Origin of the sequence: Gorillibacterium terrae, assembly GCF_051594785.1 — a bacterium.
Lineage (GTDB): Bacteria > Bacillota > Bacilli > Paenibacillales > NBRC-103111 > Gorillibacterium.
Genome location: NZ_JBPPGI010000005.1, coordinates 121,119 through 144,904 on the forward strand (window position 1 = coordinate 121,119; position 23,786 = coordinate 144,904).

A 23,786-nucleotide genomic window follows, 5' to 3' on the forward strand; every position below is an offset into this window, starting at 1 on the left:
GAGGAAACGCAGGGTGAATTCATCGTTCGGAAGCACGGGCGGAGAGTGGCTTTTCAGAGGGATGCCGGCTTTTATCGTCATCATCTTCGTTGTCATTATCGGGACAATCCTGTTCGCGGTCATCCGCGGAGTGGGGGAATGGTCGCGCAACAACAGCATGCCGGTGCGGACCGAGCATGCGCGCCTCGTCAGCAAGCGAACCAATGTCAGCCACAGCATGGACCCGGACGGCACGGGGCCGATGACGTCGAGCACAAGCACAAGCTATTACGTCACGTATCAGATCGGCAGCGGCGAGCGGATGGAATTTGCGGTACGGGGCAATGAATACGGAATGCTGGCGCAGGGGGACGAGGGCGAGCTGACCTATCAGGGAACGCGATACCACGGGTTCCGGCGCTATCCCTAAGAAATCCCGGGCCTGGGCGGGGGGAGCAGACCTTAAAAAAACGCCCCTCCCGACGGGATGAGCGCTTGGTCAATCAAATCGGACGAATCTATGAGAACCGCCGTCTACAGATCGGAGAGGTACCGTTCGATGCGAGCCGTGATGAAGGAAATGCCGATCTCGTTCTCTCCGCCTTCGGGGATGATGATGTCGGCGTATTTTTTGGAAGGCTCGACGAATGCGTCATGCATGGGCTTGACCGAAAGCATGTACTGCTCGTGGACCGATTCGAGCGTGCGGGCGCGTTCGTTGATATCGCGGAGAATGCGCCGCAGGATGCGGACGTCCGATTCGGTGTCGACGAAGATTTTGATGTCCAGCATCTCACGCAGCTCCTTGTCCACCAGGACGTGCATGCCTTCGATGATCGTCACCGGCCGAACCTCGATCCGTTGGGTGCGGGGCGATCGGGTATGACTGGTGAAATCGTAGGTCGGCATGTCGATCGGGCTGCCGCCCTTCAACTGAACCAATTGCCGAATGAGCAGGGCGTTGTCGAACGAATCCGGATGATCGTAATTGATGCGCTTGCGTTCCTCGAAGGGCAGCGCGGAGCCGTCCGCGTAGTAATTGTCTTGGGAGATCAATGCCACATTGTGCGGCCCCAACTGCTGGGTGATGGCGCGGGCCACCGTGGATTTTCCCGAGCCGGTTCCCCCGGCAATCCCGATAATAAGCACGTAAATCCTCCTAATCTGTGCATGCATGTCTCAAATTGTAACATAGCCGGAGGAAGCCGGACAATACAAGGAAACGATTCTCAGAGCTCTGTCGAAAAATGGACAAATGAAAAACCCCGGAGCGGATTCCGGGGTTTGTGGGTTGGCGTTGTCACTCGGGTGTATGTACCGGGGGGTATGGATGCGGCCTCCGGATCAGACGGGAACCTTGATTTTGCTCATCTCCGTTTTGACGAGCTGGGTGAGTTCATCCTCGTATCCCTTGGTAATCCGGTATTTGCGGACAAAATCGTTCACGAATTGCCGGGCGTCCTTCGGCTGGTAGATGCGGGCAAGTTCAATCAGGCTTTGCTTGACTTCATCGGTTTTTTTGGCCACAACGGTTTCCTCCCCATGAATCGCAGAATTGGTGCCTGTATCTCTAAGATATACATGCTGACGCGCGCTTAGAAATCATTACCCGAATCCGGCCCTTTCAAACCGTTGCCTCATTGTATCATATTTGCCCCTGGCGTTGGGTGATTTGTGCGAAAATTAAGAAAATAGTCTCAAATGAGAAACCGCCCGGTCCAGCGGGACACGGGCGGCTTAAGGAAGTCTGCGATAAGCCGGCGACCGTACTGCCAATGCGGCTTGCAGCTTCGGCTGCGGATCGAGACGGGTTGAACGGTGAGGGACATTCCGGGCGGCGGCCGCAGAACCGGTCCGACCGCGCAAGCTGCCGAATCAGAACGCGGGCACGATGGCTTCGCCGTACTTCTCTTGGATGAACTTCTTCACCTCGTCGGAGTTCAGCGCCTTGGCGAGCTTCTGGAGGGCCTCCGAGTCCTTGTTGTCTTCGCGGGAGACGAGAATGTTCACATAGGGCGAGTCTTTGTCCTCCAGGACGAGGGCGTCCTTGGTCGGCGACAGATTGGCTGCGAGCGCATAGTTGGTGTTGATGACGGCGGCGTCGACTTCGTCCAGGCTGCGCGGGATCATCGCAGCGTCCAGCGGTTTAAAGGTGAGGTTCTTGGCATTCTGGGTGATGTCCTTCTCGGTCGCCGAGTAGCCGACGCCGTCCTTCAGTTGGATCAGGCCGGCCTTGGCGATAAGCAGCAGGGCGCGGCTGAAGTTGCTGGGATCGTTCGGTACGGCGATGGTCGCTCCGTCCTTCAGCTCATCGAGCTTGGTTACCTTGCGGGAATAGAGGCCGATCGGTTCGATGTGCACACCGGTGACTTCCACCAGCTTGAGCCCGCGCTCCTTGTTCTGCTGCTCCAGGTAAGGGATGTGCTGGAAGAAGTTCGCGTCGAGCTGCTTTTCGGCGACTTGGGTGTTCGGCAGCACGTAATCGTTGAAGACCTTCACCTCCAGCTTGACGCCTTCCTTGGCGAGAATCGGCTTCAGGTGCTCCAGAATCTCGGCATGCGGGACGGCGGTCGCTCCGACCTTGAGCGTATCCTCCGATTTCCCGCAAGCGCCGAGGCTTACGGCGAGAACGAGCGATGCGGCGACGGTCAACCATTTTTTCATAGAAACCCCTCCAATGAATGTGATGAACTGATTTATCTGGTCGGCCGGGTGGTCAGGCTCACTTGCGGATATACCGCCGGACGAGCCGGTCCCCGGCCGTTTGCAGCAGCTGGACCAGGATGATGAGGATAAGGACCGTGACGATCAGGACGCCGGGCTGGAAGCCGTAATATCCGAAGCGGATCGCCAGGTCGCCGAGCCCGCCTGCGCCGACGGCGCCGGCCATCGCCGTGTAGGAAACCAGGTTGACGGCGGTGATGGTCACGGCGGCGATCAGGCCGGGGCGGGATTCCGGCAGCAGCACCCGCAGGATGATCTGCAGGCGGCTCGCGCCCATCGCCTGCGACGCTTCGATCACGCCGCGGTCGACCTCGCGCAGCGTCGTCTCCACGAGGCGGGCGAAGAATGGGGCGGCGGCGATGACGAGCGGCGGAATCGCCCCCGGCACGTCGATCGTGGTGCCGACGAGCAGCTTGGTGAGCGGGAAGGCGACGATCATCAGGATGATGAACGGGACCGAGCGCAGGATGTTGACGACAAAGGACAGCACCGCGTAGAGCGGGCGGTTCTGCAACAGCTGGCCGGGCGCGGTCAGGAACAGCAGGATGCCGAGCGGGAGTCCGATCACCGCGGTGAACAGGACCGAGATGCCGAGCATCAGCAGGGTGGAGATGACGCCCCCGCCGATCTGGGACCAGTCGATCGCGGCATACCACTCTTGGAGCTTGCCGCCGTTTGCCGCGAGGGCGGCGACGGCAGCATAGGCGGATGGAAACCCTAACTCTCCGTTCACAGCGTCTCCACCTCCACTCCGCGGCTCTGCAGCAGCCGGGCGGTCTCCTTAATCTGGGCGGGCGTGCCGTCCAGGTTGACGACAAGCTGACCGTAAGGGGTATCCTTCATGCGGGAGATGGTGCCCTGCAGGATGGCGAAGGAGGTGCCGGTCTCGCGCATCGTCTCGAAGAGCACCGGTTCGTAGGTCTTCTCGCCGACGAAGGTCAGCCGGATGATGTTGCGTTTGCCCGCCGCTTTCTCGCGTTCAAGGGTATCCCTTAGCTCCGCCGACTCTTCGACCTGCTCGATGAACTCGCGCGTCGTCGGATGCTGCGGTCGCAGGAACACATCCAGCACCGGCCCGCTCTCCACGATCCGGCCGGCCTGAATCACGGCGAGCCGGTCGCATACCTGGCGGATGACGTGCATCTCGTGCGTGATGAGCACGATGGTCAGCCCGAACCGCCGGTTGATGTCCTTGAGCAGCGCGAGGATCGAGGCGGTCGTCTGCGGGTCGAGCGCCGAGGTGGCCTCGTCGCAAAGCAGCACCTGCGGATCGGCCGCGAGCGCTCGGGCAATGCCGACGCGCTGCTTCTGGCCGCCGGAGAGCTGGGCGGGGTACTTGTTCCGCTGCTCCTCCAGCCCGACCAGTTGGACCAGCTCGCTAACGCGGCGGTCGATCTCCTCCTTCGGCCGCTTCGCCAGGCGGAGCGGGAAAGCGATGTTGTCCGCTACCGTGGCGGAGGACAGCAGGTTGAAGTGCTGGAAGATCATGCCGATCTTCCGGCGGCTGGCCTGCAGCTCGCGCTCGGGCAGGGAGGTGAGATCGGTGCCGCCGACGAGGACGCGGCCTTCGGTCGGCCGCTCCAGGAGGTTGATACAGCGGATCAGCGTGCTCTTGCCCGCGCCGGAATGGCCGATGATGCCGAAGATTTCCCCCGGCTCCACGGCGAGGTTGATATCGGTCAGCGCGGGCACCGCGGCGCCCTTGACCGTGAACTGCTTGGAAACGTGCTCGAGACGGATCAAAGCGGAGACGTCCTTTCTTGATAAAACTTGGTAATCGCATCGAAATGGACGGAATTAAACCTGCGAGAATTCCTCGGGCCTTGCAAGGCCGGGTTTTGTTGGCCTGAGCTTTGCCGGCTGGGTCCCGGTTCTGAGCCTTTTAGCCCGGTTCCGCCAGAGTTTTGCCAAACGGGGTTTGCCGGATCAGGATGCAAAAAGGCCCCTTTTTCCTATGAAAAAAGGGCCTTGGATGATTGCTCTCTCGGGTCCCTTCTCATTGGCCGGAGCGAATGCTCCGCAGGAATTGGCACCAATTTTCCCGTCCGAACCGGACGAGACGGTTGCCGTGGCATCGTCGGGCCTTTCCCTCCGCCACTCTTAATAAGAAGTACCATTGCTATTCAGTTAGTAACTCTTTCGGTGAACCGAATAAGCTATAGCTAGGAGTATATAACACACCCCGCGAATCTGTCAACGGGTGTGATCTTTCCAGTACATATTCCACTGCTCGGGCGGGCCCAGTCGGTTCGTTTTCCGGGTGTACTTTTGATGGGATTAAAGGAGCGGGCTCATGCGGGGTAACCGGATTAAAGCGGAGGACGCTAAGATAGTTGCAGATTGAGGCATTCTCTGTTTCAACCCTTTGCTTCCCGGGTAAGGTTACCTCGTGCTTTTCTTCCGGCAAGGATTTACCCACTCACTGGCTAAGGAGGAGATTCGCAATGGCAACGGAAGTGAAAGTGGCGGCAACGCTCGAGGAAGCCCGGGAAGCCGTTCAGGCCTTCAGCACGGCAGGGTATGGCCGAGATCACGTTTATGTCTTAACCCATGACGGGGAAGGGACCGATTTTGTCGCCTACCAGACCGGCGCGAACGAGCCTGGCGTGAAGGAAGAGGGCTTTATGAACGCCCTCGCCAATCTGTTCCGCTCCAAGGGCGATCAGCTCCGATCGAAGCTGGAAAGTCTGGGCGTCGGCGAAGCGGAAGCGGCCGATCTGGAAAATGAGCTGGACATGGGCAAAATCGTCGTGGTGGCGAGCCGATAGGGCCGTCGCGCGAAAGAGAGCCGGGAACCGTCGAACGTCCGGCGCATTAATTGCTATAGGTTATGAACTCTTCGGCTGCCCTGTCCTCATGAGGGCACCCAAGGTGCGGCGGAAGAGATACATATACATATTCGACAATGGAGGGACTACTTACTATGCAAACGGGAACGGTCAAATGGTTCAACGCGGAGAAAGGCTACGGATTCATCACGCTGGAGGAAGGCGGAGGCGATGTGTTCGTTCATTTCTCGGCGATTCAGCAGGATGGGTACAAATCGCTGGACGAAGGCCAGCGCGTGGAATTCAACGTCGTCCAGGGAGCGCGCGGTCCGCAGGCGGAATCGGTCTACAAGCTGTAAGCGAAGACCCGAGCTGCTGCAAGCGGCCGTACTCCCATGAGAACTGCCCTGCGGGGCGGTTCTTTTTTCCGTTGTCGGGCAGCGGCCGTACGCCTTTTCTATCCCGCCGATATGCGGTATGGTAGAGAGGATATAAGGCAGAGAGGGCTTGATGAACGTGCAAAAGGCCAAGCAATTGCTTGAACGCTATTACGGATATACCGAGTTCCGGCCGGGCCAGGACCGGATTATCCGATCCATCCTGTCGGGGAACGATGTGCTCGGCATCATGCCGACCGGCGGGGGCAAGTCGATCTGCTACCAAATCCCGGCCTTGCTGCTTCCGGGCGTCAGCCTGGTGGTCTCGCCGCTGATTTCGCTGATGAAGGACCAGATCGATTCGCTCACCCAGATGGGCATTTCCGCGACATTTATCAACAGCTCGATTACCGGCTCGGAGGTGGGCCGCCGCCTGCGCGGCGCCGCCCTCGGCCAGTACAAGCTGATCTATATCGCGCCGGAGCGGCTGGAGCTGGAAAGCTTTCGCGAGCTGCTGCGGTCGCTGCCGATCGCCATGATCGCCATCGACGAGGCCCACTGCATTTCCCAGTGGGGACACGACTTCCGTCCGAGCTACCGGCGGATCGCAGAGCTCATCGCCGAACTGCCCGAACGGCCCCGGGTCACGGCCTTTACGGCCACGGCCACGCCGGAAGTCACGACGGATATTCTGAATCACCTGGACATTCCCCGGGATCAGGTCTACCTGACCGGATTTGACCGCTCCAATCTGAAGTTCTCGGTGGTCAAGGGCGAGAACAAGCAGGACTACCTGCTGCAGTTCATCCGGGAGCGGGCGGACCAAGCCGGGATCATCTATGCCGCTACCCGCAAGGAGGTTGACTCGCTCTGCGAGCTCCTGGTCAAAAAGGGAATCAACGCCGGCAAGTATCATGCCGGCCTGTCCGACGGCGCCCGCAAGGAGGCCCAGGAGCGCTTCCTGTATGACGACATCCGCGTGATGGTTGCGAGCAACGCCTTCGGAATGGGCATCGACAAGTCCAACGTGCGCTATGTCGTTCATTATAATATGCCGAAAAACATGGAGGCCTATTACCAGGAGGCCGGCCGTGCCGGCCGGGACGGCGAGCCGGGCGAGTGCGTGCTGCTGTTCAGCCCCCAGGATACGATCATCCAGAAATTCCTGATCGAGGAGGGCATCGGCGACCCGGAGCGGCGGCTGAATGAATACCGCAAGCTGCAGGGAATGGTGGATTACTGCCACACGACCCGCTGCCTGCGGCAGTATATCCTGCACTATTTCGGCGAGGAAGCGCCGGAGGAATGCGGCAATTGCGGCAACTGCAGCGACGAGGTGGAGGTCGCCGACCTCACCCGCGAGGCGCAGATGATCTTCTCCTGCATCTACCGGATGAAGGAGCGCTTCGGCGCCGCGCTCGTCAGCCAGGTGCTGAAGGGCTCGAAGAACCAGAAGGTGCGCCAGTTCCGCTTCACGGAGCTGCCCACGTACGGCATCATGAGCGGCTATTCGGAAAAGGAGATCACGGATCTCATCCACACGCTGAGCGCCGAAGGGTACCTGACCCTGACCGAAGGGAAGTTTCCGGTGCTGAGGCTGTCTCCAAAGGCGGCGCGCGTGCTCCGCGGCGAAGAGCCGGTCATGCAGAAGAAGCGCATCGCCGTCCGCCGTCAAGAAGCGGGCGACGCGGGACTGTTCGAGGAGCTTCGCCAGCTGCGCAAGGAGATCTCCGAGCGCGATCACGTGCCGCCTTATGTGGTGTTCCCGGACAGCACGCTGCGCGAGATGAGCGTGCTGCTGCCGACCGACCGCAGCGCCATGCTGTCGGTGAAGGGAGTCGGGGAGGCGAAATTCCTCCGCTACGGCGTGCTGTTCCTCGAAAAAATCCAGGAATACCTGGCGGAACGGGACCGGAGCGAATGAGCGGACGAACACGGCCGGAGCGAGCATATAAGGATTTTCTGGAACATAGTGGGAATTGGACTTGGGTATTCCCTTGCGATAGAATGGTAGGAACGGCACGATCCGCAAGGTGCCGGTTGGACAGCTAAAGGGGGGCTCCGCTTGAGAATCCTGATCGTGGACGACAATCCGGTCAACTTGATTATTATCGATAAAATCCTGAAGAGCGAAGGGTACCGGGACACGTTGACGGTAAGCTCGGCACGGGAATTGTATAAGCATCTCGGCGTGGAGACGGGCGAGCCTCCGGAAACGGCGGTCGACCTGATCCTCATGGACATGATGATGCCCGAGATCGACGGGCTGGAGGCGTGTCGCCGGATTTTGCGGGAAGAGCGGCTGAAGGATATCCCGATTATCATCGTCACGGCGCTCGGGGATTCCAATAAGCTGGCCGAGGCGCTCGACGCGGGCGCGATGGATTATGTCATGAAGCCGATCAACAAGGTCGAGCTGATGGCCCGCATCCGGTCGGCGCTTCGCCTGAAGAAGGAAATGGATTGGCACATCGAGCGGGACCGGAAGATCCGCAACGAGCTGGACCTCGCCAAGCAGGTGCAGCGAAGCGTGCTCGGCGTTCCCATCGACAATGACAGCATCCGGGTGAGTGCCAATTATTACCCCTCGTTCGAGCTGGCCGGGGATATGTATTCCTGGTATCCGATCGACGACGACCGGTATGGGGTGATCCTGCTCGATATGATGGGCCACGGCATCTCCTCGTCGCTGGTCTGCATGTTTATCTCCTCGGTGCTCAAAGACACGATCACCCGGCTCGTGGACCCGGAGCTGGTGATCGGCGAGTTGAACCGCTACATGACCCAGCTCTACAGCAGGGAGCATTTTATCCATTACTATTTCACCGCGATCTACCTCGTGATCGACACCCGGCGCAAGCTGATCGAATACGTCAATGCCGGACATCCGCCGGGCCTGCTCCTCACCAAAGAGGGAGAGGCCATTCAGCTGGCCGGCGGCTCCTGTGCGGTCGGGTTCTTCGACCAGATCGAGATCAGCAAGTCCCGCCTCGAATACGAGGACGGCTCGCGGATCTTCCTGTTCACGGACGGGCTTCTGGAGGCGGTCGAACAGGCCGGGGGTGACCTGATGGAAGAGCTGAAGCGGACCCGGGGGGACGACCTCGACCGCATCCTCGACCGCATCCTTCCCGAGGATGTGCGCAAGGACCATCACGACGACATGTGCATGGTCATGATTGCTGCGAAATAATGAAACTGGATGGGGGAGCCTTCGATGCGAATGAAGATCCGTACGCGCCTCTTTTTCGGCTTCGGGGCGCTGATCATCCTGTTATTCACCATAGCCGGTATCGGCATCAACCGGTTTACCGCGCTCAAGGCGGATATGGACGAGATTTTCCAGAACCGCTACGAACGGGTATCGGTGGTGACCTCGGCCCGGTTCGGCATGACCGAAATGGCCAAGCATATCGCCAATATCCTCAATCAGGGCGGCTCCTTCCAGATCCAGGACGAGCTGGCCTCCCTGAACGAGCGGTCCGCCGCAACGAAGGGATACCTGAACCAGCTGTCGGACCTGGCAGGGGATTCCGGCAAGGAGCAGCAGCTCGTCCTTACGGCCGATCAGGCTTGGGACCGGTTCACGGGCTACGTCTCCGAGCTCGTCAAGCTCATCGGCGACGGCAAGATGGACGAAGCGGTCAAGCTCCGCGCGGCGGTGGGGGTCGACTACCAGAACTCGCTGCAGGATTCCTTGGCCCGGCTGGGCGAGTACCATGAAGGCCGAATGCGCTCTGCCCTGACGGAGATCAACGAAGCCAACTCGCGGATGCAGATGCTGACCGGCAGCCTGACGGCGGCGAGCATGATCGCGGGCATTGCCATCATGCTCTGGCTGATCCGCGCCATCACCGGCGGTCTCAATGGAATCTTGACGCTGATCGCCGGCATCGCCGACGGCTCCTTCCGCAAGAAGCCGATTCCGCCGCCTCCGGAGCACCCCGACGAATTCGGCCGAATCTCGGTCGCTTTCTACGAGATGATGAACGACCTTCGGCTTCGGACGGAGAACGAGCGGGAGCTTGCGCTTCGATTGGAGGAGGAGAATTGGCAATCCGCCAACCACGCCCGCATCCTCGAGCAGCTGCAAAACGCGGCGACCCTCGAAGAGGCGGCCGACTGGTTCGCGAGCGAAGTGGTTCCGCTCACTGGCGGTGCTTATGGAGCGGTCTACCTGCTTCAATCGGAACCGGAGCCGGTGCTTCGCCTCGCCGGGGCTTATGCCTTCGACGCCGAAGAGACGCGCCGGGTCTACGAGCCGGGCGAGGGCTGGGTCGGGCAGTGCGCCCGCGATCGTCGGCCGCTTCATGTGCCCGAGCTGCCCTCCGGCTACGTCACGGTCGGGTCCGGCACGGGCCGCACCGAGCCGGTCGATCTGCTGCTCGTGCCGGTCCTCCACGAGGGCGAGCTGTTCGGGGTATTCGAGACGGCGGCGATCCGCCCATTCGTCGCGCGCGAGTCCGCCCTGGCGGAGAAGCTGGCCGCGGTACTGGGTGCGGTTCTCAGCCGCATCCGCGCCCGGCGGAGAATCGAGGAGCTCCTGCTCACGTCGCAGTCTCTGACGGAAGAGCTGCAAGCCCAGTCCGAGGAACTCCAGCATCAATCGGAGGAGCTGCTCAACCAGCAGGAGGAGCTGCGGAGCTCGAACGAGAAGCTGGAGCAGCAGCTCAGCATCATCGAAGAGAAGAACAGCGAGCTGGAGGAAAGCCGGAAGGTGCTGGAGCAGCAGAAGCGGGAGCTGACCGAATCCTCCCGCTACAAGACCGAATTCCTGGCCAACATGTCCCACGAGCTGAGGACGCCGCTCAACAGCATGCTGATTCTGTCCCAACTGCTTGCCGAGAACAAGGAAGGCAACTTCTCCGAGAAACAACGGGAATATGCCGGTACCATTCATTCGTCCGGCAGCGACCTGCTGAGGCTGATCGACGATATCCTGGACTTGTCCAAGGTGGAGGCGGGCCGGATGGAGATTCATCCCGATGCCGTTGTGCCAGCCGACCTGATTGCGGGAATGGGGCAGCTGTTTCGGCCGGTCGCCCATAAGAACGGCTTGGCTTTTCACACCGAAGTCCGGGATGATGTACCGCCTGTGCTGTATACCGACGGAGGACGGCTGCAGCAGATTCTGAAGAATCTGCTCGGCAACGCCTTCAAGTTCACCAAGCAGGGCGAGGTCCGGCTGACCGTCTGGTACGACCGGGAGCCGAGCGGAAGCGACGCGTCCGCCGCTCGGGTATGCTTTGAGGTGAGCGACACCGGAATCGGCATCAGCGAAGACAAGCTCAGCCTGATCTTCGAGCCCTTCCGTCAGGCGGACGGCACGACGGCCCGCCGGTTCGGCGGCACCGGACTGGGCCTGTCGATCAGCCAGGAGCTGGCGAATTTGCTCGGCGGCAGCATTCAGGCGACCAGCGTTCCGGGCCAAGGCAGCACCTTCACGCTGATGCTGCCCGCGGCAGCCGAGGCTTGGCCGGCCGGTATGGCCGAAGCGGCGCCGGCTTTGGAGCCGCCCGCTGTGCCGGCGTTTCCCCTAACGGCGTCTCCGCCCTTGGCGGCGGAGAACCCCGATCAATTCGCCGGCAAGTCGATCCTGTTGGTCGACGACGATATCCGCAACGTGTTCGCGCTGTCGAGCTTCCTCGAGGATTACGGCATGTCGGTCACCTTTGCCGAAAACGGCCGCGAAGCGCTGGAGCAGCTCAGGAAGGATTCGGGCTACGACCTCGTGCTGATGGACATCATGATGCCGGAAATGGACGGCTACGAGACGATGCGCCGAATCCGCGAGCTGCCGGAGTTCGACGACCTGCCGATCATCGCTCTGACCGCCAAAGCGATGCGCGAGGACCGGGCCCGCTGTATGGAGGCCGGAGCTTCCGATTATTTGGCAAAGCCGATTGATACGGCTCAACTGTTGTCGCTGATTCAGGTATGGTTATACAAATGAAGGAGCTTGACATGAACTCAGAATCGAAGAACCCCGCCGTCCTGACGCCGGAGGAGGAACTGGAGACCATTGAGATCGAACTCCTGCTGGAAGGAATTTTTCGCGTCTACGGTTACGACTTTCGCGATTATGCCTTCTCTTCGCTGCGCCGGAGAATCTGGCATCGGATTAACGCCATGCACCTGAGCAGCGTGTCCGGCCTGCAGGAGAAGGTGCTGCACGATCCGGCCCACATGAAGGCCCTGATCGGCAGCCTGTCGATCAGCGTGACCGAGATGTTTCGCGACCCGCTGCTGTTCCAGGTGTTTCGCCGGGAAGCGGTGCCCGCGCTGCAAGCCCTGAACCAGATCCGCATCTGGCATGCCGGCTGCTCGACGGGAGAAGAAGTGTTGTCCATGGCGATCCTGCTCAAGGAGGAGGGGCTGCTCGACCGCTCCCGGATCTATGCCACCGACATGAATGAGGATTCGCTCGAGCTGGCCCGCAAGGGGTTGATTCCGCTGCGGAAAATGCGCGACTATACGCGCAATTACCTTACGGCGGGGGGAAGCGGAGAGTTCTCCGAGTATTATTCCGTGAAGGGCGATTACGCCGTCTTCCATCCCGAATTACTGGAGAATGTCGTCTTTGCCCAGCACAACCTGGTGACAGACCAATCGTTCAACGAGTTTCACGTGATCTTCTGCCGCAACGTTCTAATTTATTTCAATAAAGATTTACAGGATCAGGTGCACCGGCTGATCTATGAGAGCCTGGGCATGAAGGGTTTCCTTGCGCTGGGAAATCGGGAGTCGATTAACTTCACCCATCACGCCGACCGGTATCTGGCTCTGAGTCCGAGCGAGAAATTATACCGTAAAATCCGATGATCCCGGAGGGATGAAAGATGGCGCCCGACTACCCTGTGAATATATTGCTGGTTGACGACCACCCGGAGAACCTCCTGGCCATTGAAGCGGTACTGGCCGAGGAAAACTACAACCTGGTGCGCGCTTCCTCCGGAGAGGAGGCCCTGCGCTGTCTGTTGAAGAACGAATTTGCCGTCATCGTGCTGGACGTGCAGATGCCGGGGATGGACGGCTTCGAGACCGCCCGCTTCATCAAAGCCCGTGAGAAGTCCAAGAATATCCCGATCATCTTCATCACGGCGACAAGCAAGGAGACCGAGCAGGTCTTCACCGGCTACTCCGTAGGCGCGATCGACTACATGGTCAAGCCCTTCATCCCGCAGACGCTGAAATCGAAGATCGAGGGCTTTGTCAACATTTACATCACCAACAAGATGCTCCAGGAGCAGACGGAGCTGCTGCACGAGCAGACCCTCCAGCTCGAAAAGGCCAACCGCGAGCTCCTGCACACCACCCGCAGCTTGACCAAAGCCGAGGCGCAGGCCCGCGTCATCCGGGAAACCTCCCTCGACACCATGATCACCTTCGACAATGACGGCACGATCCTGAAGATTAACCCGGCGGCGGAGACGATGTTCGGCTTCCGCGAGGACGAGCTGCTCGGCCAGCACATCTCGCTGGTCATTCCGCCGATCGACGAGCTGGAGGCCGGGCGGGAGAAGGAAGAGGCCGGCTTCAAATACATCGCCGGCAAGCTGAACGAGATTACGCTGAGGCGCAAGAATGGCACGGTCTTCCCGGCCGAGATTCAGATCGGCGAAGCCTTCATCGGCGAAGAGCACCTCTTCGCCGTTACGGTGAGCGATATCACCGAGCGCAAGAAGAGCGAGCAGGAGCTGATCCAGGCCAAGGAGGCAGCGGAAATTGCGTCGAAGGTGAAGACGGAGTTCCTCGCGATGATGAGCCACGAAATCCGCACGCCGATGAACGGAGTGATCGGCATGACCGATCTCTTGCTGGAGACGGAGCTTACTCCCGACCAGCGCGAGCTGGCCGAGGTGATCCGCAAGAGCGGCGATGCCCTGCTCTCCGTCATCAACGACATCCTGGACTTTTCCAAGATCGAATCGGGCAAGATGGAGCTGGAGATCGAGCCGTTCTCCCTGAGGGCTTGCCTGGCCGAGACCTTCGACTTGTTTACGGCCAAATCGCGCAAGCGCAATCTGGATATGCAGTACTTCATGGAACCGGGCCTGCCCGATTACATCATGGGCGACATTACCCGGCTGCGGCAGATTCTGATTAACCTCGTTGGCAACGCCGTGAAGTTTACGACCAACGGCAGCGTCTACGTCATGGCAAGCCTCTCCCGGGAGCTCGGAGACCAGGTGGAGATCGAGTTTGTCGTCAAGGACACCGGCATCGGCATCCCCAAGGAAAAAATGGATAAGCTGTTCAAGCCCTTCTCGCAGCTCGATTCGTCCATGACGCGTAAATACGGCGGGACCGGGCTGGGGCTGGCCATCTGCAAGACGCTGGTGGAGCTTATGGGCGGAACCATCCGGGTGGACCAGGACGCAGAGGAAGGCGCAACCTTCGTCTTCACGATCGTCGCTCCCCGCATCGATCCGGACCTCTTGGCGGCCATTGAACAGCAGGCGGCCGAGCCGGAGCCCCAACCCGGCGAACCCAAGGGGACGGAGCCCCGGCGAATCCTGGTCGCCGAGGACAACCCGGTTAACCAGAAGCTGATGCGGCGCATCTTGGAGAGTCTGGGGCACACGGTAGATCTGGCCGAGACGGGCAAGGAGACCGTGGACATGGCGGTCGCACAGCCTTACGATTACATCTTCATGGATATTCAGATGCCGGAGATGGACGGCATCGAGGCCACCCGCGAGATCGTCCGCCAACTGACGGGAGGCAAGCGGCCGAAGATCGTCGCCATGACCGCCAATGTCCTGAAGGAAGAGAAGGAGCGCTGCCTGTCGGCAGGCATGGACGGGTTCATGGGCAAGCCGGTGAAGACGAGCCAGATCCGCCGGTTGCTCGATACTGCCAGCGCTTAAGCCCGAGGCCGGCGGAAGCGGAGCCTCCCCGACGACTCCGGGAAGGCGCACAGGGCCGGCGGCGAGGATCGGCGCGGCCCTTGCCCAGCGAGCGGCCTATGGGCCTTATCGGGCAATAGACGGACGGATAACGGGCTCCTGCAGCCCCCGGTAACCGAAGGCACCCTTCGGCTTGCCGGGGCTTTTTGGCGTGTTCTCCGGCTTTCCCAAAAGCCCCCGGAAGCCCCTTGTTTACCATCGATTTCCTTTGGCCGGCCGCTTCTCCGAGTGGGCGGCGGGCATACTTGGCGGTCCCGATCGCCATACTAAGCGAGGGTCGGTCCAGGGGTTCCCGGGTCCGGGCCTGCTTTCCTCGCGGGAGCCCGGGGGTGAGAAAGCTCACATGAAACTGTTTCATAAAGAGCCGGGTCGTTTAATTATCTAGTACGAACGTTTGGAGAAGGCTTTTGCGATCCGGACACCAACAAACGGTCTTATTTGCCTTTACAGAACGATTCCCATGGTAATTACTACCCATCTCATAAACGAAAGGTGATCGTATGAAACAGACAGAATGCGTGGCGATGCTACTCGCTGGCGGGGAAGGCAAGCGGCTGAACCCCCTGACCAACCAACTTGCAAAACCTGCGGTCCCCTTCGGCGGCAAGTACCGCATTATTGACTTTACCCTCAGCAACTGCACCAATTCGGGCATCGGCTCTGTGGGGGTCTTGACCCAATATCAGCCGGAAGCCCTTCATACCCATATCGGCACGGGAGCCGCTTGGAAGCTGGGCGAGCTCGGAAGTGGCGCAACGCTGCTGTCCCCGAGCAAGAAGGCGGGCGAATTCAACGTCTACCAAGGAACCGCCGACGCAGTGTACCAGAATTTTGCCTATCTGGAACAGCATAATCCCGAATACGTCCTGGTCATCTCCGGAGACCATATCTATAACATGGATTACCGCAAGCTGCTCGAGTACCACAAAGCCAGACAGGCCGAAGCCACCATCTCCGTCATCCCCGTCAAGTGGGAAGAAGCGAGCCGGTTCGGCATCATGAACACCGACAAGCACGGCCGCATTACCGAATTCGTGGAAAAGCCGGCCAAGCCGCAAAGCAACCTGGCCTCCATGGGCATCTATATCTTCAACTGGAGCGTCCTGCGCGAGTACCTGTGCAAGGATGCGGCCAATCCGGATTCCAGCCACGACTTCGGCAAGGACTTGATCCCGCTGATGCTTCGCGAGCAGGTTCGCCTTCAGGCTTACTCCTTCAAGGGATACTGGAAGGATGTCGGCACCATTCAGAGCCTGTGGGACGCCCACATGGACCTGCTGGATGAAGAACCGGACATGACCCTGAACGGAGAGGAATGGCCGCTCTACACCAACTGCGCGGCGGCGTCCGCCCAGTACATTTCCCCGAGCGCGCGGATCGTCCGCTCCAGCATCAACGAAGGCTGCCGCGTGTTCGGCGAAGTGGATCACTCGGTGATCTTCTGCAACGTCGAAATCGGCGAGGGCAGCCTCATCCGCGACAGCATCATCATGCCGGGTGCGGTCATCGGCAAGAACGCCATCATCCATAAGGCCATTATCGGCGAAGGGACGGTCGTTCGCGACGGAGCCGTCGTCGGAGACTTCGAGGAAGCCGAGATCGTGGTGGTCGGCGATCACGAAGTGGTCGCCAAGGAAGCCGATCGGCTGCCGAAACTCTTTGCCCCGCGCAGCTCCATCCTGCTCGAGCGGATCGGTTGATCTCTCGGAATCCAGCCATCCAGCCATTCGAAATTGCCGGGTTATGCCCCGGAATTCGGATGGCTTTTTTGCGGAGGAACGGTATAATGGGAACAAATGCCGAACGACGGCGATACGCGAGGCGAGGAGATGGGAAACGTGAGCAAGAAGGCACTCTTGGTGGTCGATGTCCAGGAAGCGCTGGTGGCGGAGAATCCGTACCGTCGGCAGGAGCTGATCGCGGCCATCAAGCGGTTGAAGGCGGCGTGCGCACAGGCCGGGGTGGAGGTTCTCTATGTCCGCCACAACGAAGAGGAGGGCGAGCTGAAGCCGGACAGTCCAGGCTGGGCGATCTATCATGAGCTCGCTCCGCAGGCGGGCGAGCGCGTGGTGGACAAATGGTTCAACAGCGCCTTTCACAAAACGGAGCTGGCAGCGTATCTGGAGGAGCAAGGCATCACGGAGCTGATCCTGACCGGCATGCAGACGGAATTCTGCATCGATGCCACCTGCAAGTCGGCCTTCGACTTGGGGTACCGCCTGACGATTCCGGAGGAAGCCAATTCCACCTTCGATAACGCCTATCTGCCTGCGGACAAGCTGCACGAATTCTATAACCGGGGAATTTGGCAGGGACGGTTTGCCGAGGTCATGTCCCTCGGCGACTGCTTGGCCCGGCTTGCCGAGTAAGCGGGGAGACCGATCGCTTTGCCTCAAACAAACAGAACCTTCAGCCCTGGCGGGTTGAAGGTTCTGTTGGCATTTGCTTCTATGCGCCGACTCCGAAGGGCTGCGGCTTACCCATGCAGGAGCGATTCCGCTCCGTCGATGTAGATCGGCGTGCCGGTGATGTGGGCGGATTCGTCGGAGGCGAGGAACAGCACGAGATCGGCGACGTGGTCGGGATGACCCGGTCCCCGGCGCAGCGGCTGGTCGCCTTCCGGGAACTCGACGGGAATCTTGATTCGCGCGAGCTCCGGGGTATAGTCGGTGTTGTCGTCGATGCTGGTCTCGATGGCGCCGGGACAGACGGCGTTCACGCGGATGTTGAATTTGGCCAGCTCCAGCGCCGCCATTTTCATGAAGGCCACCTGACCGGCTTTGCTGGTGCTGTAAATGCTGAACCCGAAGTTCGAGAAGACGCGGTTGCCGTTGATCGAGCTGGTGATGATGATGCTGCCGCCCTTTTCCTTCATATAGGGGATGGCGTATTTGACCGTGAGGAACGTGCCCCTCAGGTTGATGTCGATCGTCGTGTCCCAATCCTCGAGCGTCATTTCTTCAATCGGTGCAATCTTGCCGTTGACGCCGGCATTGGCGAAAACGATGTCGAGCTTGCCCCAGAGGTCGACGACGTGCTTGATGCCTTTCTCGATCATCTCCGGCTGGGAGATGTCGGTCTCAAAGACGCAGGCTTCGCCGCCGAAGGCCTCAATCTCGGCCTTCACCTCGTTTGCCTGCTCCGGCGTCCGGTCCAGGAGGCAGACCTTGGCGCCATGGCGGGCAAGAAGCAGTGCCGCCGCCTTGCCGATTCCCGAACCGCCCCCCGTAACGAACGCAACCTTGCCTTCGACGCGTTTTTCCATACCGTATCGTCCTCCTTGGACCGAGTGATTATATTTAGCGGGATTGTCATGAAGTGTATTACCCCGTAGGCCGGATTCCTGAACCATGGGCAAGCCAGGGAAAAACCAGAACGGCCCTGGGGAAGCAGCCGGTTTTTTGCCTGGATTCTGGTTCACCTTACGGCCGTAAGGGTATTTACATCCTATAGGAAGCGGTACTTTCCGTTTCGATCCGCATGGCGAGAGGAGGAGAGGGAATGAGACGGAGATGGATGGGCCTTGCGATTGGAGGAAGCCTGCTGCTGATGGGCAGCAGCGGCGGAATTGCAGGACAAGCCTTCCCGCTTGCAAAAGCGCCGAACCCGGTTTCCCAAGCGGCGGCGTCCGATGGGACTTCACTTCACTCTCCCCGAATGGCGGATGCCGTCGTTCCTTCGGTGCAATCGGGACCCAGCGTGACCAAGCTCGGCGAGGTTAACGGCGTCTCGCTGTCCGATGATCGGGAAACCGTAGTGGCCAAGCTGGGGGTACCCGTGGAAATCGCCAAGGACCCGCTCGTTCCGGAGCTCGAAATTTACCATTATGCCAACCTGGACGTCACCTTCTCCGGGCCCTACGTTCACGACGTTGCCGTGGCCCAAGGCGTATCCAGCGTAACGCTGGACGGAGTTCAGGTAGCCGTCACACCGGCGGCGCTCCGCGAGGCGCTGGGGGACCCGGATTACGTAGCGGAAGACGGACTGGTCTACCAGCGCGGAGCCCGCTTGCTGAAGGTTTACCTGGATGAAGAACAGCACCGAATCGACGTGATCCGCTATTATTCCTTGTCCAATACATGAGCTTCGTCGGGTGACAAGACCAATACAGGATGTGACAGCGGCGGCGCCTACGGCGCGGCCGCTCTGCGCGCCTTGGGAGAGGAGATGGGAAGCAGCACGGATACAACAAAAGCTGTCCCGAAGGACAGCTTCATGGAGGCTCCTCTTGCCGCGGACTATGAGATGCTCCGGTTTTACCGCGGCTCAGAACATGGGGAATACATAGCGGACCAGGAAGTACAATGCCCCGAAGAAGATGACAATGTAGGCAAAGTACTTGATGAACGTGGAAGCGACCAGGCTGGAATCGTGTTTTTCCTCCACACTCGTGTTGGTGCGATCTACGTCGATATCTCTGCGTTGATCCATGACTGTCAGCTCCTTTTCGGTTTCACGTTGCCGCTTGTTAGCGGGCTTACCTTCCTTTACACGCATCATTCCGCCTTGAATCGGAAGATTTCGGGTTCGGTTGGTTTTCTTCCTAAGGGTTTGCTAAACTAGAATCAGACTAACTTGAATGAGGTGAGCGTCCGAATGGATCGCAAAAAATTCGATATACACGTACAGGAGACAAACGACAGTCATACCGTCTTTGTCAGCGGGGAATTGGATCTCGCGGTGGCTGCCCAATTTCGCTCCGTGATCGAGCCGCTTCTTCCATCCGACAAGGAAGTGATCCTCAATCTGGAGGATCTGTCTTATATCGATAGCACGGGAATGGGGATCATCATTTTCTTCCTGAAGGAGCGGAGCGAAGGAGGAAAAGCGCTGTCTGTCCAAAACGTTCCGCAAAAAATCAAGAAACTGTTTGATCTGACCGGGATTACCCGGTTTCTGCCGGTTCACGACGGTCCTGCGGCGACCAGGGCGGACGGTGTATGATGGCAAGACCCAAGCGGATCTTTCTCTCGCTTCCCGCGGAAGCGGAATGCATCGATATCGCCCGGCTGACCCTGTACGGCATCTCGAGCCAGATGGGCTTCTCTTATGAGGACATCGAAGACATGAAGGTCGCCGTGGCGGAAGCCTGCAACAACGTCGTGCTGCATGCTTACCGGGAAGAAGAGCTGGGAACGATCGACCTCGAATTTGTCGCCGAGCCGTCCCAGCTCACCATCACGGTCACCGATTCCGGCGAGAGCTTCCCTTATGATCAAGCGGCGCATGCCGGAGCTCCTTACGAAGGCAAATCGCTGGAGGATATCTCGGCGGGAGGCCTCGGCATCTACCTGATGCAGGCGCTCATGGATCAGGTGGAGGTCGAGCAGGAGAGCGGCACCAAGGTCATTCTGACGAAGTACCTCGCCCGCGAAGCCGGCTAGAGTTTGCAAGCGAGCAGCAAAAAAAGACCGTTTCCTCCCCGCCCATACGGACGGAGGGGAAACGGTCTTTGTGGTTGCAGCGCCTGATTCCGATTAACGGAGGTACGAACGGAGCATCCAAGCGTGCTTCTGCAGATCGGTAATCGTGCCGATCAGGATGTCGGCCGTGGAATCGTCTTCCGCTTCTTCGGCGATGGTGATGCCTTCCTTCAGCTCGCTGACGAGCTGTTCGAAGTCGGCCACGACGGCTTGGACCATTTCCTTGGGGGCTTCGCCGCCCTTGGCTTCCTTGATCGTGGAAATCGACAGGCTTTCCTTCAGCGTGGAAACGGGATTTCCTTGGAGAGCCAGGATCCGTTCCGCCACTTCGTCCATTTTCTCGGTAGCGTAGTCATAAAGCTCTTCCAGCTTAACGTGAAGCTCGAAGAAGTTCTCTCCCGTTACGTACCAGTGGTAGTGATGCAGCTTCGTGTAGAGCACCGTCAGGTTTGCCACCTGCTGATTCAATACGCCTACAACGTCTTTTGTCTTGCTTGCAGCGGTTGCCATGGATCGTTTCCTCCTTTGATAATCAGTCCATTTATCGGTTTCTGTTATATTATACCCAAGGGAAAGGAACATGAATATGAAAAAAAATTCACAATTTACCCCCGGGTTTCAGGCCGGAGCGATCCGGGTAACAAGCTGTACAACGCCATATCGAAATTCAAAGGAGGAGTCCCCCCATGATCTGGGAAATCAGTGTAGCGGTCATCGCGGTCGCTTTCGCCGCTCTTGTCGTGTTCCTGATCCGTACGTTGAATACGGTGCAGACCTCGCTCAAGGATACCAATAAAACCATCGTCGAGGTGCAGCGCGAGCTAAACGACGTGAGCACCGAGGTCAAAGGGCTCATTCGCAACACCAATCAAATCACGATGGACGTCCGCAACAAGATGAAGGCCCTCGATTCGCTGTTCGGTACGGTGGAAAACGTCGGCGATACGCTCGAAGGAGTGACCTCGACGCTGCGCACGGCCTCGAATCGATTCATGTCCAACGTCCACCGCAACATCAATCAGGTCGAGACGACCGAGAACAAGAAGGTTTACAAGATGCTGAACACGGTCAGCTCGGCCATCGACATCTGGCAGCGGATCAAGGTTCATCGGCTGAACAGCGGCAAGCAGACGGCCCGCTAAAACGGACAAATGGCTACGGCCGCATCCAGGCATACCCTTCTTCGAAGCAGCAGGGGCAAGGAAGCTTGCTTGCCCGCTGCCCATACATAATCTCCCATGATTCAGGCCGTCCGCGACCGGGTAAAGAGTGGATAGTTGGGTACCCTCTAGGCAGGAAGACCGCATAATAAGAGGGATCTTTCGGATGCAGATGTCCGATCTAAACCGTCGGATGCCTGCTAACGAGGCAGGAGGAAATGACATGAACAGAGAGAAATTCTATATTACCAAGCAGATCACCCCGGCGGCGATCACCATCTGCCTGAACGGAGAGCTGGATTTGTCCGCCGCTCCGGAAATGCAGGCGGAGCTTGAGCCTTATGTGAATCAAACCGGCCGCACGTTGATTCTCAACCTGCGGAACCTTGACTATATCGACAGCACCGGCATCGGCATCCTCATTCGGATGCTCAAGCAGCGTACGGCCATATCCAGCGGATTCAAGCTGGTGGATGTCACGCCGAAGATCAAGAAATTATTTGATATTACGGGGATCTCCCAATACCTCGATCTGGAAGTGGCGGGAATTCCTCACGAAAGGAAAGAGGATATCGTATGAAACATGAGGAGCAGCAAATCCAGTTAACGGTGCCGGCCGATGCGCATTACGTCGACATCGTTCGGCTTACGCTGTATGGCATTGCGACGAAATGGGGATTTTCCTACGAGGAAATCGAGGATATGAAAGTGGCTGTGGCGGAGGCCTGCAACAACGCGGTTCTCCACGCCTACAAGGACCGGGAGCCGGGCAAGGTGGAAGTGACCTTCAGCGGTTCCGAGGGCGATTGTATCCGCATCTCGATCAAAGACGAAGGCGCAAGCTTTGATTTCAACCGCCGCGGGGGACAGCCCGCCGCTTTGCATAACAAGAACTTGGAGGATATCCATGCCGGCGGGCTGGGTATCTATATGATGCAGGCGTTGATGGACGACGTTCAGGTGATCACCGACTCCGGGACCGAAGTGATCTTGACGAAGTTTCTCCAACGGAATGGGGAGATGGCATGAAGGCGAACGAGCCCACTCATGATCAGGATTTGATTCAACGAATTCTCCTGTACCAGGAGAGTGATTCCGAAGAGGTCGTGACGGGTCTGCTGCTGGAATATGAAGCATTGGTCAAGATGGCGGCGGGCAAGATGTCCCGGAATCGTCCCGATCTCTACGAGGATCTCTACCAGGTGGGGCAAATGTCGCTTCTCCGGCTGTTCAAGAACTTTGACCCCAGCCTCGGCATCCAGTTCGAGGCTTACGCTATGAAGAGCTTAATCGGCCATATGAAGAATTACTTGCGCGATAAATCCTGGTACATACAGGTTCCTCGCCGCATCAAAGAAAAAGGGCTGCTGATCCAGCAAACCATCGACGACCTGACGATGAAGCTGGAGCGGTCCCCCAACATCCAAGAAATTGCCGATGCGCTCGAGCTGTCCCAGGAAGAGACGATCGAGGTGCTCGCCGGTCGGGAATGCTACAATTACGTCTCGCTGGATACGCCCTTGTCGAGCGATGAAGGAAGCGCCACGATTGGCGACCTCATCGGCAGCTCGGGAGACGATTACCACACCATCGAGATGCGCATGGACCTCCAGCAGGCCTTCGTTCACTTGAAGGAAGAGGAGAAGAAGGTGCTGGTGATGGCTTACAGCGAAGGTCAGTCACAGCGAACCATCGCCCAGGCGCTGGGCATTTCTCAGATGAGCGTATCGCGGATCCAGAAGCGGGCCATCGAGAAGCTGAAGGATCACTTGACGGAAAAGAAAACCGCAGGCTAAACCGAGGCTGCGGAGAAAGTTATCGCTACGCGTACGGATCATCCTTCCAATCGCTGTTGCCCCCGGATTTCTTCGATTTGAACCGCTTTTCGCGGTCGAAATCCGTGGGCAAAGGCGACCGCTTCCGCTTTTCCAGGACGATTCCGCACACTCCGCTTCGTTTCTCCGCAGCTTCGGCTGAACCGGCCGTTTCCCCGCGTTGGGGGAGCGGCCTTTTTCTATTGGGGCACAGAGCGGGATTGATTCAAGCGGCAAGGAGCGGGTAAGAAAGGGTACTTCCCGCCGAGGATGGTTCCGGTGGCGGAAGAATAGGCGTAACCCGGAGGTGCAGGTTATGACGATTAAGCATCGGATTCCATGCTTCGACAGCGAGCTGTTGGTTCGGGAAATCGGTGAAGCCGCCTATGAGCTCGCGATTCAGTCTTCCTCGAACCCGCTGGGGTTCGGTAACGCTTTGCACGTCTTTACCCGCCTGGAGGACGCCGCTGCAGCGGCGGAACGATTCTGCCGCCTGTATACCGCTGCCCGCGAGCAGGGGTATTACTTGAAGGAGCAAACCTTCGTTAAGCCGGGCCGCGAAGGGATCGACATCCCGGCGCTGCTTCAAGGCCGGGTGGAGGTCGGGGAATTGGCGGAACGGCTCGCGTAAG

25 protein-coding genes, 2 pseudogenes and 1 riboswitch are annotated in these 23,786 nt (G+C 58.9%); of the genes and pseudogenes, 19 read left to right on the forward strand and 8 right to left on the reverse strand.

Features of this window, described 5'->3' with window-relative positions:
• The first annotated feature begins 13 nt into the window (after positions 1 to 13).
• Positions 14 to 409 (forward strand): DUF2500 domain-containing protein, encoded by a 396-nt coding sequence (locus ACSEXS_RS17485; protein WP_438434535.1) that lies wholly within the window; start codon positions 14 to 16, stop codon positions 407 to 409.
• A gap of 104 nt (positions 410 to 513) precedes the next feature.
• On the opposite strand, the gene udk is transcribed toward ACSEXS_RS17485, so the two are convergent.
• The 5 genes from udk to ACSEXS_RS17510 all read right to left on the reverse strand — a co-directional run bounded on the left by udk (position 514) and on the right by ACSEXS_RS17510 (position 4,446).
• On the reverse strand, positions 514 to 1,128 hold the full coding sequence (udk, locus tag ACSEXS_RS17490) for a uridine kinase (RefSeq protein ID WP_438434536.1): 615 nt from the start codon (positions 1,126 to 1,128) through the stop codon (positions 514 to 516).
• 195 nt (positions 1,129 to 1,323) lie between these two features.
• Positions 1,324 to 1,506: a hypothetical protein gene (locus ACSEXS_RS17495; RefSeq protein ID WP_438434537.1), complete on the reverse strand. Its 183-nt coding sequence runs from the start codon at positions 1,504 to 1,506 to the stop codon at positions 1,324 to 1,326.
• Between the two features lie 348 nt (positions 1,507 to 1,854).
• Complete coding sequence (locus tag ACSEXS_RS17500; protein ID WP_438434538.1) at positions 1,855 to 2,643, reverse strand: MetQ/NlpA family ABC transporter substrate-binding protein; 789 nt, start codon at positions 2,641 to 2,643, stop codon at positions 1,855 to 1,857.
• 58 nt (positions 2,644 to 2,701) lie between these two features.
• Positions 2,702 to 3,346 carry a methionine ABC transporter permease gene (locus tag ACSEXS_RS17505; RefSeq protein WP_438434745.1) on the reverse strand — a complete coding sequence of 215 codons (645 nt, stop codon included), beginning with the start codon at positions 3,344 to 3,346 and terminating at the stop codon, positions 2,702 to 2,704.
• An 86-nt stretch (positions 3,347 to 3,432) separates the two neighbouring features.
• On the reverse strand, positions 3,433 to 4,446 hold the full coding sequence (locus tag ACSEXS_RS17510; RefSeq protein WP_438434539.1) for a methionine ABC transporter ATP-binding protein: 1,014 nt from the start codon (positions 4,444 to 4,446) through the stop codon (positions 3,433 to 3,435).
• A gap of 250 nt (positions 4,447 to 4,696) precedes the next feature.
• Positions 4,697 to 4,813, reverse strand: a riboswitch (SAM riboswitch).
• Between the two features lie 334 nt (positions 4,814 to 5,147).
• Here ACSEXS_RS17510 and ACSEXS_RS17515 point away from each other — a divergent pair.
• The 10 genes and pseudogenes from ACSEXS_RS17515 to ACSEXS_RS17560 all read left to right on the forward strand — a co-directional run bounded on the left by ACSEXS_RS17515 (position 5,148) and on the right by ACSEXS_RS17560 (position 17,126).
• Positions 5,148 to 5,471 carry a YflT domain-containing protein gene (locus ACSEXS_RS17515; protein WP_438434540.1) on the forward strand — a complete coding sequence of 108 codons (324 nt, stop codon included), beginning with the start codon at positions 5,148 to 5,150 and terminating at the stop codon, positions 5,469 to 5,471.
• A 155-nt stretch (positions 5,472 to 5,626) separates the two neighbouring features.
• Entirely contained in the window at positions 5,627 to 5,830 is a 204-nt protein-coding gene (locus ACSEXS_RS17520; RefSeq protein WP_438434541.1) for a cold-shock protein, read from the forward strand.
• A 151-nt stretch (positions 5,831 to 5,981) separates the two neighbouring features.
• Complete coding sequence (recQ, locus tag ACSEXS_RS17525) at positions 5,982 to 7,772, forward strand: DNA helicase RecQ (protein WP_438434542.1); 1,791 nt, start codon at positions 5,982 to 5,984, stop codon at positions 7,770 to 7,772.
• 141 nt (positions 7,773 to 7,913) lie between these two features.
• Positions 7,914 to 9,041: a SpoIIE family protein phosphatase gene (locus ACSEXS_RS17530; protein WP_438434543.1), complete on the forward strand. Its 1,128-nt coding sequence runs from the start codon at positions 7,914 to 7,916 to the stop codon at positions 9,039 to 9,041.
• A 30-nt stretch (positions 9,042 to 9,071) separates the two neighbouring features.
• Positions 9,072 to 10,343, forward strand: a pseudogene (locus ACSEXS_RS17535) (MCP four helix bundle domain-containing protein); the annotation flags it as partial.
• Positions 10,344 to 10,502: 159 nt separating this feature from the next.
• A pseudogene (locus ACSEXS_RS17540) lies at positions 10,503 to 11,801 on the forward strand (response regulator); the annotation flags it as partial.
• Between the two features lie 11 nt (positions 11,802 to 11,812).
• Positions 11,813 to 12,670, forward strand: coding sequence for a CheR family methyltransferase (locus ACSEXS_RS17545; protein ID WP_438434544.1), 858 nt, complete (start codon positions 11,813 to 11,815; stop codon positions 12,668 to 12,670).
• A 17-nt stretch (positions 12,671 to 12,687) separates the two neighbouring features.
• Positions 12,688 to 14,718: a response regulator gene (locus ACSEXS_RS17550; RefSeq protein ID WP_438434545.1), complete on the forward strand. Its 2,031-nt coding sequence runs from the start codon at positions 12,688 to 12,690 to the stop codon at positions 14,716 to 14,718.
• Between the two features lie 539 nt (positions 14,719 to 15,257).
• A complete protein-coding gene (locus tag ACSEXS_RS17555; RefSeq protein WP_438434546.1) occupies positions 15,258 to 16,457 on the forward strand; it encodes a glucose-1-phosphate adenylyltransferase in 1,200 nt (399 codons plus the stop codon).
• 138 nt (positions 16,458 to 16,595) lie between these two features.
• The gene (locus ACSEXS_RS17560; RefSeq protein WP_438434547.1) at positions 16,596 to 17,126 is read left to right on the forward strand and encodes a cysteine hydrolase family protein; all 531 of its coding nucleotides are present in this window, start codon (positions 16,596 to 16,598) and stop codon (positions 17,124 to 17,126) included.
• Between the two features lie 107 nt (positions 17,127 to 17,233).
• Here the strand turns inward: ACSEXS_RS17560 and ACSEXS_RS17565 are convergent, their stop codons facing one another.
• Positions 17,234 to 18,022, reverse strand: a complete 789-nt coding sequence (locus ACSEXS_RS17565) for an SDR family oxidoreductase (protein WP_438434548.1) — start codon at positions 18,020 to 18,022, stop codon at positions 17,234 to 17,236.
• A gap of 236 nt (positions 18,023 to 18,258) precedes the next feature.
• Between ACSEXS_RS17565 and ACSEXS_RS17570 the strand changes: the two genes are divergently transcribed.
• Positions 18,259 to 18,840: a hypothetical protein gene (locus ACSEXS_RS17570; RefSeq protein ID WP_438434549.1), complete on the forward strand. Its 582-nt coding sequence runs from the start codon at positions 18,259 to 18,261 to the stop codon at positions 18,838 to 18,840.
• Positions 18,841 to 19,023: 183 nt separating this feature from the next.
• On the opposite strand, the gene ACSEXS_RS17575 is transcribed toward ACSEXS_RS17570, so the two are convergent.
• Positions 19,024 to 19,188: a hypothetical protein gene (locus tag ACSEXS_RS17575; protein WP_438434550.1), complete on the reverse strand. Its 165-nt coding sequence runs from the start codon at positions 19,186 to 19,188 to the stop codon at positions 19,024 to 19,026.
• A 165-nt stretch (positions 19,189 to 19,353) separates the two neighbouring features.
• Between ACSEXS_RS17575 and ACSEXS_RS17580 the strand changes: the two genes are divergently transcribed.
• Together ACSEXS_RS17580 and rsbW (ACSEXS_RS17585) are read left to right on the forward strand one after the other, a co-directional pair.
• A complete protein-coding gene (locus ACSEXS_RS17580; RefSeq protein WP_438434551.1) occupies positions 19,354 to 19,701 on the forward strand; it encodes an STAS domain-containing protein in 348 nt (115 codons plus the stop codon).
• Entirely contained in the window at positions 19,698 to 20,141 is a 444-nt protein-coding gene (gene rsbW / locus ACSEXS_RS17585) for an anti-sigma B factor RsbW (RefSeq protein WP_438434552.1), read from the forward strand. Before ACSEXS_RS17580 ends, rsbW (ACSEXS_RS17585) begins: the two co-directional genes overlap by 4 nt.
• A gap of 93 nt (positions 20,142 to 20,234) precedes the next feature.
• On the opposite strand, the gene ACSEXS_RS17590 is transcribed toward rsbW (ACSEXS_RS17585), so the two are convergent.
• Entirely contained in the window at positions 20,235 to 20,690 is a 456-nt protein-coding gene (locus ACSEXS_RS17590) for a Dps family protein (protein ID WP_438434553.1), read from the reverse strand.
• Positions 20,691 to 20,866: 176 nt separating this feature from the next.
• On the opposite strand from ACSEXS_RS17590, the gene ACSEXS_RS17595 reads away from it, so the two are divergent.
• From ACSEXS_RS17595 to ACSEXS_RS17615, 5 genes are all read left to right on the forward strand, one after another.
• A complete protein-coding gene (locus ACSEXS_RS17595; protein ID WP_438434554.1) occupies positions 20,867 to 21,322 on the forward strand; it encodes a DUF948 domain-containing protein in 456 nt (151 codons plus the stop codon).
• Positions 21,323 to 21,563: 241 nt separating this feature from the next.
• Positions 21,564 to 21,920: an STAS domain-containing protein gene (locus tag ACSEXS_RS17600; RefSeq protein WP_438434555.1), complete on the forward strand. Its 357-nt coding sequence runs from the start codon at positions 21,564 to 21,566 to the stop codon at positions 21,918 to 21,920.
• The gene (rsbW, locus tag ACSEXS_RS17605; RefSeq protein ID WP_438434556.1) at positions 21,917 to 22,369 is read left to right on the forward strand and encodes an anti-sigma B factor RsbW; all 453 of its coding nucleotides are present in this window, start codon (positions 21,917 to 21,919) and stop codon (positions 22,367 to 22,369) included. Before ACSEXS_RS17600 ends, rsbW (ACSEXS_RS17605) begins: the two co-directional genes overlap by 4 nt.
• Positions 22,366 to 23,136 carry a sigma-70 family RNA polymerase sigma factor gene (locus ACSEXS_RS17610; RefSeq protein ID WP_438434557.1) on the forward strand — a complete coding sequence of 257 codons (771 nt, stop codon included), beginning with the start codon at positions 22,366 to 22,368 and terminating at the stop codon, positions 23,134 to 23,136. The genes rsbW (ACSEXS_RS17605) and ACSEXS_RS17610 overlap by 4 nt, the downstream gene beginning before the upstream one ends.
• Positions 23,137 to 23,470: 334 nt before the next feature.
• A complete protein-coding gene (locus ACSEXS_RS17615) occupies positions 23,471 to 23,785 on the forward strand; it encodes a hypothetical protein (RefSeq protein ID WP_438434558.1) in 315 nt (104 codons plus the stop codon).
• The last annotated feature ends 1 nt before the right edge of the window (position 23,786 follow it).

Excerpts from the sequence above, each read along its gene's own strand:
- ACSEXS_RS17500 (WP_438434538.1), bottom strand. The coding sequence starts at position 2,643 with ATGAAAAAATGGTTGACCGTCGCCGCATCGCTCGTTCTCGCCGTAAGC.
- ACSEXS_RS17515 (WP_438434540.1), top strand. The coding sequence starts at position 5,148 with ATGGCAACGGAAGTGAAAGTGGCGGCAACGCTCGAGGAAGCCCGGGAA.
- ACSEXS_RS17520 (WP_438434541.1), top strand. The coding sequence starts at position 5,627 with ATGCAAACGGGAACGGTCAAATGGTTCAACGCGGAGAAAGGCTACGGA.
- recQ (WP_438434542.1), top strand. The coding sequence starts at position 5,982 with ATGAACGTGCAAAAGGCCAAGCAATTGCTTGAACGCTATTACGGATAT.
- ACSEXS_RS17545 (WP_438434544.1), top strand. The coding sequence starts at position 11,813 with ATGAACTCAGAATCGAAGAACCCCGCCGTCCTGACGCCGGAGGAGGAA.
- ACSEXS_RS17550 (WP_438434545.1), top strand. The coding sequence starts at position 12,688 with ATGGCGCCCGACTACCCTGTGAATATATTGCTGGTTGACGACCACCCG.
- ACSEXS_RS17555 (WP_438434546.1), top strand. The coding sequence starts at position 15,258 with ATGAAACAGACAGAATGCGTGGCGATGCTACTCGCTGGCGGGGAAGGC.
- ACSEXS_RS17565 (WP_438434548.1), bottom strand. The coding sequence starts at position 18,022 with ATGGAAAAACGCGTCGAAGGCAAGGTTGCGTTCGTTACGGGGGGCGGT.
- ACSEXS_RS17570 (WP_438434549.1), top strand. The coding sequence starts at position 18,259 with ATGAGACGGAGATGGATGGGCCTTGCGATTGGAGGAAGCCTGCTGCTG.
- ACSEXS_RS17575 (WP_438434550.1), bottom strand. The coding sequence starts at position 19,188 with ATGGATCAACGCAGAGATATCGACGTAGATCGCACCAACACGAGTGTG.
- ACSEXS_RS17580 (WP_438434551.1), top strand. The coding sequence starts at position 19,354 with ATGGATCGCAAAAAATTCGATATACACGTACAGGAGACAAACGACAGT.
- rsbW (WP_438434552.1), top strand. The coding sequence starts at position 19,698 with ATGATGGCAAGACCCAAGCGGATCTTTCTCTCGCTTCCCGCGGAAGCG.
- ACSEXS_RS17590 (WP_438434553.1), bottom strand. The coding sequence starts at position 20,690 with ATGGCAACCGCTGCAAGCAAGACAAAAGACGTTGTAGGCGTATTGAAT.
- ACSEXS_RS17595 (WP_438434554.1), top strand. The coding sequence starts at position 20,867 with ATGATCTGGGAAATCAGTGTAGCGGTCATCGCGGTCGCTTTCGCCGCT.
- ACSEXS_RS17600 (WP_438434555.1), top strand. The coding sequence starts at position 21,564 with ATGAACAGAGAGAAATTCTATATTACCAAGCAGATCACCCCGGCGGCG.
- rsbW (WP_438434556.1), top strand. The coding sequence starts at position 21,917 with ATGAAACATGAGGAGCAGCAAATCCAGTTAACGGTGCCGGCCGATGCG.
- ACSEXS_RS17610 (WP_438434557.1), top strand. The coding sequence starts at position 22,366 with ATGAAGGCGAACGAGCCCACTCATGATCAGGATTTGATTCAACGAATT.
- ACSEXS_RS17615 (WP_438434558.1), top strand. The coding sequence starts at position 23,471 with ATGACGATTAAGCATCGGATTCCATGCTTCGACAGCGAGCTGTTGGTT.